This is a genomic window from Pseudomonas sp. R3-57 (genome assembly GCF_051132065.1).
In the GTDB taxonomy this organism is placed as follows: Bacteria; Pseudomonadota; Gammaproteobacteria; order Pseudomonadales; family Pseudomonadaceae; genus Aquipseudomonas.
Genome location: NZ_CP071655.1, coordinates 3565980 through 3580525, shown reverse-complemented (window position 1 = coordinate 3580525; position 14546 = coordinate 3565980). Strand labels below are relative to the sequence as shown.

Here is a 14546-nt window from a genome sequence, read left to right as displayed (position 1 = left end):
CGGCTAATGCTACAAAAGATTTCAAGCGGCAACCCTGCAGCGTTACGTTTGTTTCACAGCCCGACCGGGCAAACCAAGCAAACGAACACGAGGGTTACCGCCATGAACTTCAATCTCTTCTCCGTTATCGCCGCCTCCGCCATTTCCGCCACCGTGGTACTGCCTGCCGGTGCCAACGTCGAAATCGCCGAGAAAAAATCCCACACCCAGAGCTACACCCAGAAATACCTGCAACAGAGCGCCAACTTCTACGCCGCACTGGATCACAAAACCCAGGCTTGAAATTCCCGTCACCTGAAAAGGGCTGTCGAAGGCTGCGATCTTTTGATCTTCAACGTCAAAAGATCGCAGCCTTCGACGGCCCTTTTTTGCGCGCTCAACACCATCGATCGTTCCCACGCTCTACGTTTTTGATCGATCGTTCCCACGCTCTGCGTGGGAATGCAGCCGGGGACGCTCCGCGTCCCATGGAACGCGGAGCGTCCCTAGAGGCATTCCCACGCAGAGCGTGGGAACGATCAGTAACGGGCATTCCTTTGCTGCGCGTGGGAACGATCAACTGTGCGCGGCATTCGGTCGTAGGTTTCTTCAAACGAGGGAATAGAGCGGCTAAATAATCAACGAAGCTGATGTTTACTATGGCAAACCCTGAGTGGTTGCCACGGCTTTTTTGATCGATTCTGTGGGCATCGAAACCTGCCTACGGGAGAACACCATGGCCAGCGCAATCCTTCACTCCGCCAAACGCGGCGCCTACCTGGCCATTGGTGTGTACCTGGCCGTGGTGCTGTTTGTCAGCATCGCCTCGCAGATGGAACACAGCTTCGACGCGCCCATTGACGTCGCTCATCCCGGTGTCCAGTTCGAAGTGCGCTCGCAGAGCGTCATGGTCGACCGGGCCGAACTCGCAGGAGTCGGCGGCGCATGAAAGGCTACAGACTCTGGGTGATCGCCGGTCTGGCGTTCTTCACCAACGGCACTTCGTTATTGGGCATCGGCCAAGGCTCGGTCGGCGCGCTGGCCCGGGCCATCGAGGTCAATCACAGCATCGCTCACAACATCGAACGCGCCAACACGCTGGGGCTGATGGCCGGCAACCCACCGGCCAAGGTCGCGGTGGATTTCCTCGGCCCGTTCGAAGTCGATTGCTCGGCGCTGGGCATGTGCCAGGTGCTGGCCTGATCGGTCATGATCGTTCCCACGCTCTGCGTGGGAATGCCTCAAGGGACGCTCCGCGTTCCAGCTCTGGAGTGGACGCAGAACGTACGGGGCTGCATTTCTTGCTGCGCAGGGAACGGTCAAGTCAGGCAGGTCAGGCTACTTCTTCATAACCGACGTAAACAGTTCAGACTCGAGCAACCGCTGCAACCATCCCTGCAAGGCCACATACGGCGTCTGCGCAAACCACTCGCGGTCGACATGGGCGAACTGCCGAATGAACGGCAGCAGGGCAACGTCAGCGAGGCTGAGCTGATCACCCAGCAAATAGTCCTGATCCGCGAGCAGCAGATCCAGCGAATGGGCGATCATTTCGCATTCCATTCGATAGACCTCCATCGGTTTTTCCGGATAGCGCTCGGCGTACTTGTAGTGGTTAAGCGCAGTCTTGAACTGCGTGTCATTAATTTCGATCAGCATATTGGTGACGAGCTCCGCACCGGGATCGTTCTTCAGGCGCCAGTCGTCCGGATCATGCTGCTCCAAGGCCCAGTGCATGATCGCCAGGCTTTCATCGATCACCCGGCCATTGGCATTGAGCACCGGCACCGTGCCTTTGGGCGACAGCGCGAGCATCTCGGCCGGTTTGTCCTTGAGGCTGACCTCAACGATCTCCACCGGCACGCCTGAGTAGTGCAAGGCCATCCGCGCACGCATCGCATACGGGCAGCGGCGGAAGGAATACAACGTGTTCATTTCACCTCCAGTGTGCTCAAACCATTGCCTTGGCGCTGCACCTGAATCTGCACCGGGATGCGCTCGTGCATTTCCTGCACATGGGAGATCACCGCGACCTTGCGGCCCTGGGCCTGTAAGCCGTCGAGAGCATCCATAGCCAGTTGCAGGGATTCCGGATCGAGGCTGCCAAAGCCTTCGTCGATAAACAGCGATTCGATTTTCAGCGTGCTCGAGGCCATCGACGCCAACCCCAATGCCAGCGCCAGCGACACCAGGAATGTCTCGCCGCCGGACAGCGAATGCACCGAGCGCAATTCATCGCCCATTTCCGTGTCCAGCACCAGCAGGCCGAGCATGCTGCCGCCACGTTTGAGGCGATAGCGTTTGACCAGTTGGCGCAGCTGCACGTTGGCGTGATGCACCAACAGATCCAGGTTATAGGCCTGGGCAATCTTGCGGAAAGTGTCGCCAGTGGCCGAGCCGATCAACGCACTGAGGCGCGCCCAGCGCTGATATTCGGCGTAAGCGTCGGCGATCTGCTGCGCCAGTGCCTGATTGGCGTTCTGCCGGCGCTGGTCTTCGACCTGCTCGGCGCGCAGTTCAGCGCATTGCTGCTCGCTGACGGCGAACTGATTTTGCAGGTCGGCGAGGGCGCTGGCCAATTGTTCGGCATCGAGGTTGCCGTTGTATTGCGCCTGATGATCGAGCAGACGCTGGTCGCGCTCCTGCAACAACACCTGAGCCTGTTCGATGGCTTTTTCGTTGTGCTGCAAGCGCTGACGCAGTTCGCTGAGTTGCGCGTCGTCGACCTGCAACAGGGCTTCGAGACCTTGGTCATCCAGTTCCGGGTGACGGCCACGCCAGTCGGCGATCTTGCCGCGCAGGTCGTGATCTTCGGTTTGCAGCGCTTGCAGGCGTTCCTGCTGCGCCTTGAGTTCAGCGGCGATTTGCACGAGTTGCGTGCGCACGTTCTGCAACTCCTGCGCGGTACGGGCTTCGCTGCTGCGCGCCTGTTCGACCGCGTGTTCGAGCTGTTGCTGCCATTGTTCGGCGCTGCTGTGTTCGCCAAGCAATTGCGCGAGTTTCTCTTGGCAGGTCTGCTGCTGTTCGGTCAGCCCGTTGAGTTGCGCTTCGGCCGTGTGCAATTGCTGGGCGCGGGTCTGCTGGCGGTCCTGTTCCTTCTCCAGCGTCTGCTGGCGCTGCAACTGTTCGGCCTGTTCTTCCTTGTGCTGATCAAGCTGAGCCAGACGCTCGGCGATCTGCCGATCCAGCTGCATGAACGTCGCAGCCGGCTCTTGGCGCAAGGCTTCGAGGGTGTCAGCGGGTAGCAGGCTGGCGAACGCGGCGAGTTCTTCGTCGAGACGCTGACGGTCGCTGCTCAGTTCGCGCTGCTGGTTACTCAATTGCTGCGCGGCTTGCTGATGCGCGGTTTCGGCCTGACGCAGTTGCTGAGTCAGGCGCGCGGCGTCCTGTTGCAGGGTGAGCAGGGTGCTTTGGCGCTGTTCGTCCTGGCTGATGCTCTGGTTCAGTTGCTCGTTTTGCCGGCTCAGCCAGGCGTCGCGCCTGGCCGCGTCCTGATTGAGCAATTGGGCTGCCAGCGGATGCGCCTCGAGGCTCGGCGCCAAGGCGTGTTGCTGCGCGGCCAGTTGCTCCTGCTGCTGCAGCAGTTCTTTCTGCTGGGCGATCACGCCACCGACTTCGGCGCGCAATTCGGCGAGTTTTTCCTTGAGCTGATCGACTACCTGCTGCGCGTTGGCCTGTTCGCTTTCATCGTGACGACCGAGGCTTTGCAGCAGTGCTTCAGGCTGGTGATACGGATGCTCGTTGCTGCCGCAGACCGGGCAGGGCTGGTCGTCCTGCAACTGCGCGCGCAATTCTTCGACACTGGCACTGCGCGCCAGCCGCTGACGCTCGAGCAACTCGCGGGTGACGTTGAGGGTTTGCTCGGCCACGGTCAGCTCGGCTTTGCTTTTCACCCCGTCTTGAGTCAACTGCTCGCGTTGCTGCTGGGCGCTGAGCAGGCGTTGTTGCAATTCACTAGCGCGCTTGTCGAGGTCCTGTTGGCTGGCCCACAAACGCGAGAGATCTTCGAAGGCGCGCAACTGTTTGCGGTTGTCCTGCAGCAATGTGCCAAGGAGGCCGATCTGTTCGGCGACGGCATCGGGCTCGGCGCCGGCCTCCTTGAACAGCACTTCCAGTTGCTGTTTTTGTGCGGTCAGGGCATCAGCGCTGCGGGCGGCGCTGTCTTCGAGGCTCGCCAGTTCTGCCTGACCCTTGTTCAAGCGATTGCCGATCAACATCAGTTGTTGCAGGCGATCGCGGTAGGCGTTCCAGGCATCGCTCAGCGGCGCCAGATGGGCGCTTTGCTCCAGCGCGCTGGCGATGCGCTGCAGGCGCTCGGCGGCCTCGGCCTGCTTTTCCTGCAAGCCCTGAATGGCCTGCTGGCCGTCGCTGCAGGCCTGCTGCGCCGCGAGTTTGGCCTCGGTACTTTGCGCGACGTCCTTGACCAGACGCGCGAGAGCACTTTGTTCATCAAAGGCCTGACGCAACAGCGGCGCGTTCTCGCTTTGCTGTTGTTGCGCCTGGCTCAGGGCAACTTTCGCGGCCTCAAGGGTTTGCTCCAGATGCGTCTGGCGCTCGCTCAGTTCGGTGTGTTGTTGCGTGTGCGCGGCGATCTGCGCGGCCAACGGCGTGAGCAGTGCATCGAGTTCGGTTTTGCGGGCGAACTGGTGACGTTGCGGCGCCAGTTGCTCCAGTCGAGTCAGCTTGACCCGTTCGCCGGCCAGCGCTTGCCATTGCTGCTGCGCGCTGTGCAATTGCTCGGTGGCGGCTTGCTGCGAATCCTGCAACAGGCGCAAATCCTTGAGCCAGCCGTGCTGTTGTTCGAGCTGCTTGAGCTGCGCCTGTTGCAGCTTCATTTGCTGCTGCGCGGCGTTGCAGCGCTCGTCCAGTTCGGCGCGGGCTTCGGGAGCGAGCGGCGTGACGCCGCTGGCCTGATCCTGCAACAGCTTGTGCGCTTCGCGGGCCTCTTTGGTCTTGTCGAAGGCGCGCCGACCGAGGCGCGTATACAGCGCGGTGTCGGTGAGTTTTTCCAGCAGTTCGCTGCGGTCATTATCGTCCGCCTTGAGGAACGCGCTGAACTCACTCTGCGCCAGCAACACGGCGCGGGTGAACTGCTCGAAGTTCAGGCCCAGCGCGGCTTCGAGCTGGGTTTTGTATTCGCCCTTCTGGCTGGCGAGCAGTTGATCCTGATCGATGTCGCGCAGGCTCTGCCGGCTGGCCTGCAACTTGCCCCCGGCCTTTTCGCGAGCACGGTTGGCTTCCCAGCGCGCGCGATAGCGACGACCGTCAACGCCAACAAAATCTACTTCGGCATAGCCTTCACCGGTGCCGCGCCGCAACAAGGTACGCGGGTCGCCCGTGGCGATTTCGCCGTCGGCGTCGGGGACTTTGGCGTCGCGGCCGGTGTTGTTGAGGCGCGGCACCGCGCCAAACAGCGCCAGGCACAAGGCATCGAGCAGCGTGCTTTTGCCGGCGCCGGTCGGGCCGGTGATCGCAAACAAGCCAGCGCTGGCCAGCGGTTCGGCGGTGAAATCGATTTCGAACGGGCCGGCCAGCGAAGCCAGGTTCTTCAAACGAATGGCGAGAATCTTCATGGCTGCTCGCCCTCCATTTGTACGTCCTGCAGCAGTTCGGCGAAGTCCTTGAGGGTCTGTTCGTCGACCTCGCTGCCATAGTTGTCGAGCCAGGCGCGGCTGAACAATTCCTGCGGGGTGAGCTGGTCGAGTTCGATCAGCGCGCTGCCGTCATCGCTGCCATCAGCGCCTCGATTACCGGCGTATTCAGCGGCAATGCGCACCAGGCGCACGGCTTTGCCTTGCAGCGCGGTTTCCACTTGATGACGCAGATCCGGCTGCGGCTCATCAAGGCGCACGCGCACTTCCAGCCACGGTTGGCGCTGGGTTTCGGCGAGCAGGTCGATGTTCGGCAGATCGGCCAGTTGCAGCAGAATCTCGGCCAGTGGCGCCGGGCCGATGCGCTGCAGATTGACCGAGCGCGGGATCAGCTTCGGCTCGACGCTGACCAACGTTTCACCGTCGAGCACGACATCGAGAATCTGGTGCTGATAACCGATCTCCGAGAACGACAGCGGAATCGGCGAGCCGCTGTAGCGAATGCGCTCCTCGCCATTGACCTTCTGCGGCTTGTGCAAATGGCCGAGGGCGACGTAGCTGATGCTCGCGCCGAACAGGCTGGCGGGCAGGGCTTCGGCGTTGCCGATGATCAGGCTGCGCTCGGAATCCTCCGACACCGAACCGCCGGCCATGTGCGCGTGGCTGATGGCGATCAGCGCCTGACCCGGCTGGCGCTTGGCGTTGGCCGCCGCGATCAGCCATTCATGCACCTGACCGATGCCGCGCAAATAGTTGTCGCCCAGGTGCGCACCGGTGACTTCCGCCGGCCGCAGGAATGGCAGCGCCAGACACCATGCGGCAATTTCACCGGTTTTATCCGGCAACGGCAGCAGCAAGCGTTCGGCGTCCAGTTGCCCGTCATCCAGCCACAACACCCGACCCAGCGCATGGGTGCGCAAACGCCGCATCAATGGCGCGGGCAGTTCGATGCGCGAGCCGGAATCATGATTGCCGGCGATCATCACGATGGTCAGCAGCGGCTGCTGCTCATGGGCGCTGACGATGAAATCGTAGAGGCGTTCCTGGGCTTTGACTGGCGGGTTGACCGTGTCGAAGATGTCCCCGGCAATTAGCAGCACATCCGGCTGCGCCAGTTGCAATTGGCGCAGCAGCCATTCGAGAAAGCACGCATGCTCGAAATCGCGCTCCTGGCCGTGCAGGTTTTGCCCAAGGTGCCAGTCGGAGGTGTGGAACAGACGCAAGGTGGACTCCGCTAAAAATCAGGTGAAGGCCGCTTGAATATGACGGCGGCAAAATAAGGGAAGTTTACAGATTATTGTCGGGCCAGGGCTGTCGTGGCGATCAATGCTGAAGCAACTGCGTGAGGCGCAGTCGTGCGGCCTCGCCACAATCGCCACGAGGTACAGTGAGCGCGGTCACTTCGGATAAAGCGGCGGCAACCCACTGTCACCCACCGGATCCTGCACCCGCTCCGCCGGCGGTATCGTGCGGATCGCCCGCCACAAATCCTCACCTTGCCAATGCTGCCCCGTCTCGCTGTACAGCGCGCCATTCAGCCCATCCAGCGCATCCGACAGCGGCACAAACCGCGCCGCCATGTCCGCCAGTGTCTCTGGTTGCTGACGCGCCCAGGCATCCAGTGCCTGGCGCGTGGCTTGCGGATCATTGGCCTGACTCGCACGCTTGATGTCGTCCATCAGGGTGCGTGGGCTCGGGCCGGTCTGGGCGGCGCGGTGGATTGCCGGTTGCCAGCGGGCGCGCCACCACAGGCCGAAGCCGAGCAGGGTGGTGCAGGCGAGGATCAGGGTGCTGAGTTTCCACCACCACAACACCTCGTTGTCGACGCTGCTCGGTTGCAGGGTGCCGGCCGGGGTGTCGATTTGCAGGCTCGGGTTGTTGGCCACTTGCAGGGTGCGCGCGGGCAGGCTGCTGTGTTCGAGATGGTCTTCAAAGGTGTTCCACCAGACTACGTCGACGGTCGGCAGGTCGATCGCGCCACTACGATTGGGCACCAGCGCTTCGCGTTCTTCGCGGCTGCCGATGAGGCCGCGCTCGCTGCTCTGGTTGCTCAGCACCGGTTGGTCGGGATAGCGGCGCAGGCCGGCGACGTCGGTGGCGGGCAGGGCGGGGAGTTGCGAGCTGGCGAGGCCTTCGACTTTCAGGGTCAGGCTGCGGGTCAGTGAGTCGCCGACCTGAGTGTGCTCGGGCTCGGGGTTCCAGCTTTCGCTCAGGCTCAGGCTGCGCGCGGGTAGCCAGGGCGCGTCGACCGGGTAGGTCAGCGGTTTGGGTTTAACGGTCAGCGGGATTTCCGCGGAGCTGACGCGCATCAGTTTGCCCGGTTTCGGCCCCTGAGCATTCGCGTCTTGAGACGGCTGCGTGTCGACCAGCGTGGCGCTGAAAGTCTGCGGGGCGATGGTCAGCAAGCCGCTGTGCTGCGGATAAATTGCATAGCGCATCTCGATCACCCCGTGGCGCACACCGTTGAGGTCTTTTTCGTAGGTGCGCGTGTCGCCCAGTTGCTCGATGCGCGCATCGGCGATGTGCAGCGGGGTCAGGCTGCTGTCGTCGTACAGCGACACCGAATGGTAGATGCGCAGTGTCAGAATCGCCTGCGCCTGCACATAGACGCTGGACTGATCGAGGCTGGCTTCGATGAACACCGGGTCGAGGCTGTTCTGGCTTTCGCGGGTGTCGCTCTCGATGACTTGCACGGTGATCGGCTGGCTCTGCGCCTCGCCCAACTGCAGCGGCGGAATCACTACGGTGCCGTTTTCTTTCGGCAGCAGAGTAATGATCCAGCGTGTGGTCGCGCGGTTGGCACCGTTAAGGGTATTCAACTGGTTGACCTGGCGTGTGCCGCGCACCTCGAACAGCGGTTCCAGCGCAGTCAGGTCGGGCTTGCCGAACTGCGTGACGTCATCCGTCTCGAGGGTGAGTTCGACCGTCTCGCCGGAGTTCAGGCGACTGCGATCCACGCTGGCGGTCAGCTCGGCCGCCTGGGCGGTGGCCGAGCAGATCAGCAGGGGCAGCAAGAGAGCGGTGAAGCGGGTCATCGAATGTTTTCCTGATCCTGATGTTGCTGCTGTTCGTACCAGAATTTGCGCCGCAGCAGTTCCCCCGGATCGTCCGGGATCTTGCCCAGCCATTGTTCCAGTGCCTGACGCTGCTCACCTTCGAGATTGTTCTCGCTCGGGCGCAGGGTTGGCACGGTGTCCGTTTCTTCGGCCTCGTTACTGCCTGGCACCTCATTGGGGCCGGGCTGCGGCGGTGTGGCCGGTGGCGGCTCGTTGGGCGACTCGGCCGTCTGCGCCTCGCTTGGGCTTTCGCTGCTGACCGCTGGCGGCGGAGCGCTGGCGGGCGAAGGTTCCTCGCCGGGCAGACTGGGCTGTTCGCTCGGCTTGCTCTCTGGTTCAACTGGCGGCGGGGCGTTTTTCTGCTTGAGCAGATTTTCCAGCAGCGCCTTGTTGGTTTGCGCCGGACGCAGATCCGCTTGCAGTTCCAGCGCCTGTTCATAGGCGTCAATCGCCGCTTCCAGCTCGCCGCTTTTCGCCAAGGCATTGCCACGATTGTAGTGGGCGCGGGCATCGCTGCCTTCGGCGAAGCGCTGGGCGGCGCCACTGTAGTCGCCGGCCTCGTACAACGCCACCCCTTGCCATTGGTGATCTTCAAAATGTTGCGCGGCTTCGGCCGGGCGCTTCTGTTTGAGCAGGTGCAGGCCCTGTTGATCGGGGCGCAGCCACAAATCCTCAAAGTCAAAAGCGTAGCTCGGTTGTGGCAGGCACAGCAGCAACGGCAGACAGAACAGCCAGCCGCGACGCCCGGCGCACGCGGCGAGCAACAACAGCGGCAGCAGCAGCCAATAGCCCTGATCGGCCCAGGTGTCGAGGCGCACGGTCTGGCCATCGTCGCGCAGACTGCGCGGGCCGTTGAGCAGGCCGAGCGCGCCGAGGTCGCCTTCGTCCAGACGCGCCGGATGGTATTCGCCACCGACGCTGTCGAGGAACGTCGCCAGACCGGGGCTGTCGAGTTGCGGAATGCGAATAGCGCCTTGTTCGTCCTTGAGGAAACTGCCGTCCTCCTGAGCAATCGGCGCACCTTCGGCAGTGCCAATTCCGAGCATCAGCAGTTGCGCCGATTGCCCGCGTAGCGCCCGACGAATGCCGTCGCGCTCTTGCTCATCGAGTGACGAGCCGATCAGCAAAATCCGCCCTTGGCCGAGTGCACCCTGTTCCAGCAACGCCAAAGCTTTGCTGACAGCCAGATCGGCGCGGTGACCGCTTTGTGGCATCAGCGACGGTTTCAAGGCATCAAGCAAATTGCGACTGGTCGCCAGATCATCCGACAGCGGCACCAGTGTGTGTGCGCTGCCGGCATAGACGACGATGGCGGTCTGCGCATCGCTGCGCGCCTGCAACAAGTCGAAGAGCTTGCGCCGGGCCTGCTCCAGACGCGTCGGAGGCGAGTCGGTGGCGAGCATTTCCGCGGTCAGTTCCAGCACCACCACCAACGGGTCGGCCGGTTTCTGGCTGGTCTGTTCGACGCGCTGCCAGCTCGGCCCGAGCAGCGCCAGAATGGTCAGCAGCCACGCCACGCCGAGGGCGACCCACGGCAGTTTGCTGTCGCGGCCATTGCCCCCGCTGAGCAGGGTGGCGTGGAAGGCCGGCGGCAGAATCATCTGCCAGCGCCCGGCGCGTTTCTGCCGGTGCCAGAGCTGCCAGATCATCCAGCCCAGTAGCGGCGACAGCAGCAGCCACCAGGGACGGAACCAGTGCGGCCAGAGCGCGATCATCGACGCCTCCGCAAGCGCAGGCGCTTGAGTCGCTCGCGCCAGTCAGGCAACGGACTTTGCAGATTCAGTTCCTTGTTGAGCAGGCGTTGCAGCGGGTTGTCCGGCCACAGTTCGCGGGCGACCAATAACAGGCTCAACCACAGCGCCAAGGCCAGCGGCCAGTGATACAAGGCCTGGGCCGGGCGCGCCTGGGTCGGTTGCTGGGTCACCGGCTCGAGCTGGTCGAGTGCGTCTTTGATGGTTTGCAGCTCGAGGCCATCGTGGGCGCGGAAGTATTGCCCGCCGGTGACGTCGGCGATGGCTTTGAGCGCCGGCTCGTCGAGGTCCAGGCTCGGATTGACGCCGAGCAGGCCGGTCGAGCCGCTGTCTTCGGGGTTGGCGCCGATGCCGATCGGGTAGATTTTCACGCCTTCGCTGGCGGCGAGTCGGGCGGCCGTCAGCGGATCGATTTCGCCGCCGTTGTTGGCGCCGTCGGTCACCAGAATCAATACGCGGCTTTGTGCCGGACGCAGGCGCAGGCGTTTCAGCGCCAGACCGATTGCATCGCCAATCGCGGTGTTCTTGCCGGCGATGCCGATCCGCGCCTCGTCGAGCCAGATGCGCACGGTGCGCCGATCAAAAGTCAGTGGCGCTTGCAGATAGGCCTGGCTGCCGAACAGAATCAGCCCGACCCGGTCACCCTCGCGGCTTTCCAGAAAGTCGCCGAGCAAATGCTGAACGAGCGACAGGCGGCTGACTTCTTCGTCCTGCCACTGCATGTCGGGAAAGTCCATCGAACCGGACACGTCCACCGCCACCAACAAATCGCGACCACTGGCGGCAATCGGCAGCGGTTCGCCGAGCCATTGCGGGCGCGCGGCGGCGACCAGCAGCAACAACCACAACAGGATGAACGGCGCCTGCTGCCGCCACGCAGGCAGATTGGCCCGGGCGCGGCGGCGGGCAAGGCCTTCGAGGTCGGCGAGAAAACTCACTTTCAGCGCCGGCTCGCCGCTGTCGGCCACCGGCAGCAGCACCCGCATCAGCCACGGCAGCGGCAACAGCACGAAAATCCACGGCCAGGCGAACTCAAACATGTTTGCGAATCCACGTGTCGACCGCTTGGGTCAGGCCAGCGATGGCTTTGTCGTCGAGTTTGCACTCCGGCTTGTAGGCGCCTTCGACCAGCACCATCCAGCGCGTCAGACCCGCCGCCGGGCAGCGGTTGTCGAGAAACGCCAGCCATTTACGCCCGTTGAGGGTGTGGCTCTGGCTGTAGGGATAGTGGTTGCGACACAGGCGTTTGAGCAGGCCGTTGAGCTGCTGCAGCCAGGTGCCGGCCGGCGCGCCGTCATAGGGTTTGGGCATTTGTGCGAGTTCGGTGAGGGCGGCGATGCGCACCGGGTCGAGCGGCTGTTCGGCGCGCACCACCGGGCGTTTCCTGACCGGAATGAAACGGCGCAGCTTCCACACGGCGAAACCCAGCAGCGGCAACAGCAGCAGTAACAGCCACCAGCCCGGCGCCGGTGGCCAGAAGCCAATCGGCGGCGGAGAGATCAGCGGTTGCAGTTGTTCGAGGCCGTTCATCGACCGGTCCCCGGCCGCTGCGGATTGAGAAATTCGCGCATCTGCTCGACCATTTCGCTTTGCGTGCTGAGTGGCATCAACAGCACCCGCAGTTTCTGCGCGAGCAATTCCCAGCGAGCAATGCGCGCCTCGGCCTGGGCGCGATAGGTCTGGCGCAGGTCGAAGTTCAGCGTGTCGAGTTCCAGTTGCGCGCCTTTCTGGGCGAAGCGCAAAAGCCCGGCGGCGGGCAGGGCGTGATCGAGCGGGTCGGACAGCGGCAGCAGCAACAGATCGCAATGCCGCGACAGCAGGCTCAGTTGCTGCTCGGCACTGTCGGACAAGGCACGCTCATCGCAGATCACGATCACCAGACTGCCCGGGCGCAGTACCTCGCGGGCACGGCGCAGAGCCACGCCCAAGGCGTCGCGATCCGGCTCACGCTCGCTGTGCAGCGACTGATTGACCTTGACCAGCCGGTTGAGCAATTGCAGCAGGCTCTGTTTGCTGCGCCGCGGTTTGATTTCGTAATGCTCGTTGTCACCAAATACCAGCCCGCCGACACGGTCGTTGTGACCCAGTGCGGCCCAGCCGATCAGCGCGGCCACTTGTGCCGCCAGCACCGATTTGAACATCAGCCCGGAGCCGAAGAACAGCCGCGTGCTTTGCTCGACCATGATGAAAATCGGTCGTTCGCGTTCTTCGTGGAACAGCTTGGTGTGCGGTTCCTGGGTACGCGCCGTCACGCGCCAGTCGATGGTGCGCACATCGTCGCCGGCCTGATAGACCCGCACCTGATCGAAGTCGACGCCGCGCCCACGAAATTTCGAGTGATGCAGGCCGATCAGCGGGCTGCGCTGACTTGGCGTGGAAAACAGCTGCACCTCGCGCACGCGGTGACGCATCTCGATCAACTCGGTGAGGTTGATGCGGATACCGGGCTCGGCGGGCAGGGCGGCGTTCATGGGGCTCAAGCGACGGCGACGACGTCGAGAATCCGCTGCACCACGCGGTCCTGATCGATGCCCGCGGCCTCGGCTTCAAACGACAGAATGATGCGGTGGCGCAACACGTCGAACAGCACCGCCTGAATGTCTTCCGGGCTGACGAAGTCGCGACCGGCCAGCCAGGCGTGGGCGCGGGCGCAGCGGTCCAGCGCGATCGAACCGCGCGGGCTGGCGCCATAGGCAATCCACTCGGCCATCTCCGGGTCGAACTTGGCCGGGTTGCGTGTGGCCATGACCAGTTGCACCAGGTATTCCTCCACGGCGTCGGCCATGTACAAACCAAGAATTTCCTTGCGCGCGGCGAAGATCGCCTGCTGGCTGACGCGACGTTCGGGTTTGGTTTCGCCGTTCAGCGCTTCGCCCCGGGCCTGCTGCAGAATGCGCCGCTCGACGGCGGCGTCCGGGAAACCGATCTTGACGTGCATGAGGAAACGGTCGAGCTGCGCTTCAGGCAGCGGATAGGTGCCTTCCTGCTCGATCGGGTTCTGCGTGGCCATCACCAGAAACAGCGGCGACAGCTCATAGGTGCTGCGCCCGACGCTGACCTGACGCTCGGCCATCGCTTCGAGCAAGGCCGATTGAACCTTGGCCGGGGCCCGGTTGATTTCGTCTGCCAGCACCAGGTTGTGAAAGATCGGCCCTTGCTGGAACACGAAACTGCCGGTTTCCGGGCGATAGATCTCGGTGCCGGTGATGTCGGCCGGCAACAGGTCAGGAGTGAACTGGATGCGATGGAACTGGGCTTCGATGCCCTCGGCGAGCTCTTTGATCGCTTTGGTCTTGGCCAGCCCCGGCGCGCCCTCGACCAGCATGTGGCCGTCGGCGAGCAGGGCGATGAGCAAACGCTCGATGAGCTTTTCCTGGCCGAGAATCTGCGTTGAAAGAAAGGTTCGCAGCGCCAGCAGCGCTTCACGATGTTCCATCGGTGACGGTTCCTGCAAAGGGGTAGCCACGCGTTCGCTAACGCTGTGGCTGGGGGCGTTACTTTAATCCATCGCGGGGGGTGGCGACTAACGGCATTTTGCGCAAAGTGCGGGAAATGATTGGGGGATTTGTTGCTTTTTTGTAGCAGGTGAGTGATTGGTTGCCTGTGCCGGCCCTATCGCGAGCAGGCTCACTCCTACAGGTCGGTGTGCGCCGATCCCTTGTAGGAGTGAGCCTGCTCGCGATGGGGCCAGTCCGGACGCCATTAAATCTCGCTAATGAAGGTACCCGTCCCATCAAGGATGTTCTTCAAGGTCTCGACAACCTCATCCATATCCACCATATCCGGATTGAAGCTGATCTCCAGCACATCATCCCCGTTCAACGCATCGGCATCCGCCGCGCCGATCTCGATCTTCAACAGATTCGAACTCAAGGTGACCTTGACCCCGTCGAGAGTAGAAGGCTCGCCATCCAGCGTGATCTCCAACTCATCCTCATCCGGGTAGCGGCTCATCAGGAACATCTCGCCCTTGTCGCTGTGGCAGCAGAGCATGGCCATGTTGTCTTCTTCGTCATCGCACGGGTTGACGATGAGCAGGGCGGTGGTCATTTGCATACGGGAAATTCCTGCCCGGCGAGGGCGCTGATGTGATCGAAAAGGCGATTTTGCCAGTGTCTGGGCGTTTGCGCCGCCTGCTTGTGCCGTAAACGCCTAAAAGAAGGATAAGT

The 14546-nt window shown here is 62.8% G+C and carries 13 protein-coding genes; 3 read left to right on the top strand and 10 right to left on the bottom strand.

Annotation, left to right across the window (positions count from 1 at the left end; all coding sequences use genetic code 11):
• Nucleotides 1-102: 102 nt before the first annotated feature.
• The 3 genes from J3P93_RS15955 (at nt 103) to J3P93_RS15945 (ending at nt 1182) form a co-directional block, all read left to right on the top strand.
• Nucleotides 103-282 carry a hypothetical protein gene (locus J3P93_RS15955; RefSeq protein ID WP_090282941.1) on the top strand — a complete coding sequence of 60 codons (180 nt, stop codon included), beginning with the start codon at nt 103-105 and terminating at the stop codon, nt 280-282.
• Between the two features lie 433 nt (nt 283-715).
• Complete coding sequence (locus tag J3P93_RS15950; RefSeq protein ID WP_090282942.1) at nt 716-928, top strand: hypothetical protein; 213 nt, start codon at nt 716-718, stop codon at nt 926-928.
• On the top strand, nt 925-1182 hold the full coding sequence (locus tag J3P93_RS15945) for a hypothetical protein (RefSeq protein ID WP_434589443.1): 258 nt from the start codon (nt 925-927) through the stop codon (nt 1180-1182). Before J3P93_RS15950 ends, J3P93_RS15945 begins: the two co-directional genes overlap by 4 nt.
• 135 nt (nt 1183-1317) lie before the next feature.
• Here J3P93_RS15945 and J3P93_RS15940 read toward each other — a convergent pair whose 3' ends face one another.
• The 10 genes from J3P93_RS15940 to J3P93_RS15895 all read right to left on the bottom strand — a co-directional run bounded on the left by J3P93_RS15940 (nt 1318) and on the right by J3P93_RS15895 (nt 14433).
• A complete protein-coding gene (locus J3P93_RS15940) occupies nt 1318-1914 on the bottom strand; it encodes a glutathione S-transferase (RefSeq protein WP_434589441.1) in 597 nt (198 codons plus the stop codon).
• Entirely contained in the window at nt 1911-5552 is a 3642-nt protein-coding gene (locus tag J3P93_RS15935; protein WP_434589439.1) for an AAA family ATPase, read from the bottom strand. The genes J3P93_RS15940 and J3P93_RS15935 overlap by 4 nt, the downstream gene beginning before the upstream one ends.
• On the bottom strand, nt 5549-6793 hold the full coding sequence (locus J3P93_RS15930) for an exonuclease SbcCD subunit D C-terminal domain-containing protein (RefSeq protein ID WP_434589437.1): 1245 nt from the start codon (nt 6791-6793) through the stop codon (nt 5549-5551). Before J3P93_RS15930 ends, J3P93_RS15935 begins: the two co-directional genes overlap by 4 nt.
• 174 nt (nt 6794-6967) lie before the next feature.
• Entirely contained in the window at nt 6968-8605 is a 1638-nt protein-coding gene (locus J3P93_RS15925; protein ID WP_434589435.1) for a BatD family protein, read from the bottom strand.
• Nucleotides 8602-10341, bottom strand: a complete 1740-nt coding sequence (locus J3P93_RS15920; protein ID WP_434589433.1) for a tetratricopeptide repeat protein — start codon at nt 10339-10341, stop codon at nt 8602-8604. Before J3P93_RS15920 ends, J3P93_RS15925 begins: the two co-directional genes overlap by 4 nt.
• Nucleotides 10338-11417, bottom strand: coding sequence for a vWA domain-containing protein (locus J3P93_RS15915; protein WP_434589431.1), 1080 nt, complete (start codon nt 11415-11417; stop codon nt 10338-10340). Before J3P93_RS15915 ends, J3P93_RS15920 begins: the two co-directional genes overlap by 4 nt.
• On the bottom strand, nt 11410-11907 hold the full coding sequence (locus J3P93_RS15910) for a DUF4381 domain-containing protein (RefSeq protein ID WP_434589429.1): 498 nt from the start codon (nt 11905-11907) through the stop codon (nt 11410-11412). Before J3P93_RS15910 ends, J3P93_RS15915 begins: the two co-directional genes overlap by 8 nt.
• Nucleotides 11904-12848: a DUF58 domain-containing protein gene (locus tag J3P93_RS15905; RefSeq protein WP_090282951.1), complete on the bottom strand. Its 945-nt coding sequence runs from the start codon at nt 12846-12848 to the stop codon at nt 11904-11906. The genes J3P93_RS15910 and J3P93_RS15905 overlap by 4 nt, the downstream gene beginning before the upstream one ends.
• A 5-nt stretch (nt 12849-12853) precedes the next feature.
• On the bottom strand, nt 12854-13813 hold the full coding sequence (locus J3P93_RS15900) for an AAA family ATPase (RefSeq protein ID WP_007913915.1): 960 nt from the start codon (nt 13811-13813) through the stop codon (nt 12854-12856).
• Nucleotides 13814-14079: 266 nt separating this feature from the next.
• A complete protein-coding gene (locus J3P93_RS15895; protein WP_434589426.1) occupies nt 14080-14433 on the bottom strand; it encodes a hypothetical protein in 354 nt (117 codons plus the stop codon).
• Nucleotides 14434-14546: the final 113 nt, after the last annotated feature.

Bases quoted from the DNA above. Each gene is read 5' to 3' on its own strand.
- J3P93_RS15905 (WP_090282951.1), bottom strand. From the start codon at position 12,848: ATGAACGCCGCCCTGCCCGCCGAGCCCGGTATCCGCATCAACCTCACC.
- J3P93_RS15915 (WP_434589431.1), bottom strand. From the start codon at position 11,417: ATGTTTGAGTTCGCCTGGCCGTGGATTTTCGTGCTGTTGCCGCTGCCG.
- J3P93_RS15895 (WP_434589426.1), bottom strand. From the start codon at position 14,433: ATGCAAATGACCACCGCCCTGCTCATCGTCAACCCGTGCGATGACGAA.
- J3P93_RS15900 (WP_007913915.1), bottom strand. From the start codon at position 13,813: ATGGAACATCGTGAAGCGCTGCTGGCGCTGCGAACCTTTCTTTCAACG.
- J3P93_RS15940 (WP_434589441.1), bottom strand. From the start codon at position 1,914: ATGAACACGTTGTATTCCTTCCGCCGCTGCCCGTATGCGATGCGTGCG.
- J3P93_RS15925 (WP_434589435.1), bottom strand. From the start codon at position 8,605: ATGACCCGCTTCACCGCTCTCTTGCTGCCCCTGCTGATCTGCTCGGCC.
- J3P93_RS15920 (WP_434589433.1), bottom strand. From the start codon at position 10,341: ATGATCGCGCTCTGGCCGCACTGGTTCCGTCCCTGGTGGCTGCTGCTG.
- J3P93_RS15910 (WP_434589429.1), bottom strand. From the start codon at position 11,907: ATGAACGGCCTCGAACAACTGCAACCGCTGATCTCTCCGCCGCCGATT.
- J3P93_RS15945 (WP_434589443.1), top strand. From the start codon at position 925: ATGAAAGGCTACAGACTCTGGGTGATCGCCGGTCTGGCGTTCTTCACC.
- J3P93_RS15955 (WP_090282941.1), top strand. From the start codon at position 103: ATGAACTTCAATCTCTTCTCCGTTATCGCCGCCTCCGCCATTTCCGCC.
- J3P93_RS15950 (WP_090282942.1), top strand. From the start codon at position 716: ATGGCCAGCGCAATCCTTCACTCCGCCAAACGCGGCGCCTACCTGGCC.
- J3P93_RS15935 (WP_434589439.1), bottom strand. From the start codon at position 5,552: ATGAAGATTCTCGCCATTCGTTTGAAGAACCTGGCTTCGCTGGCCGGC.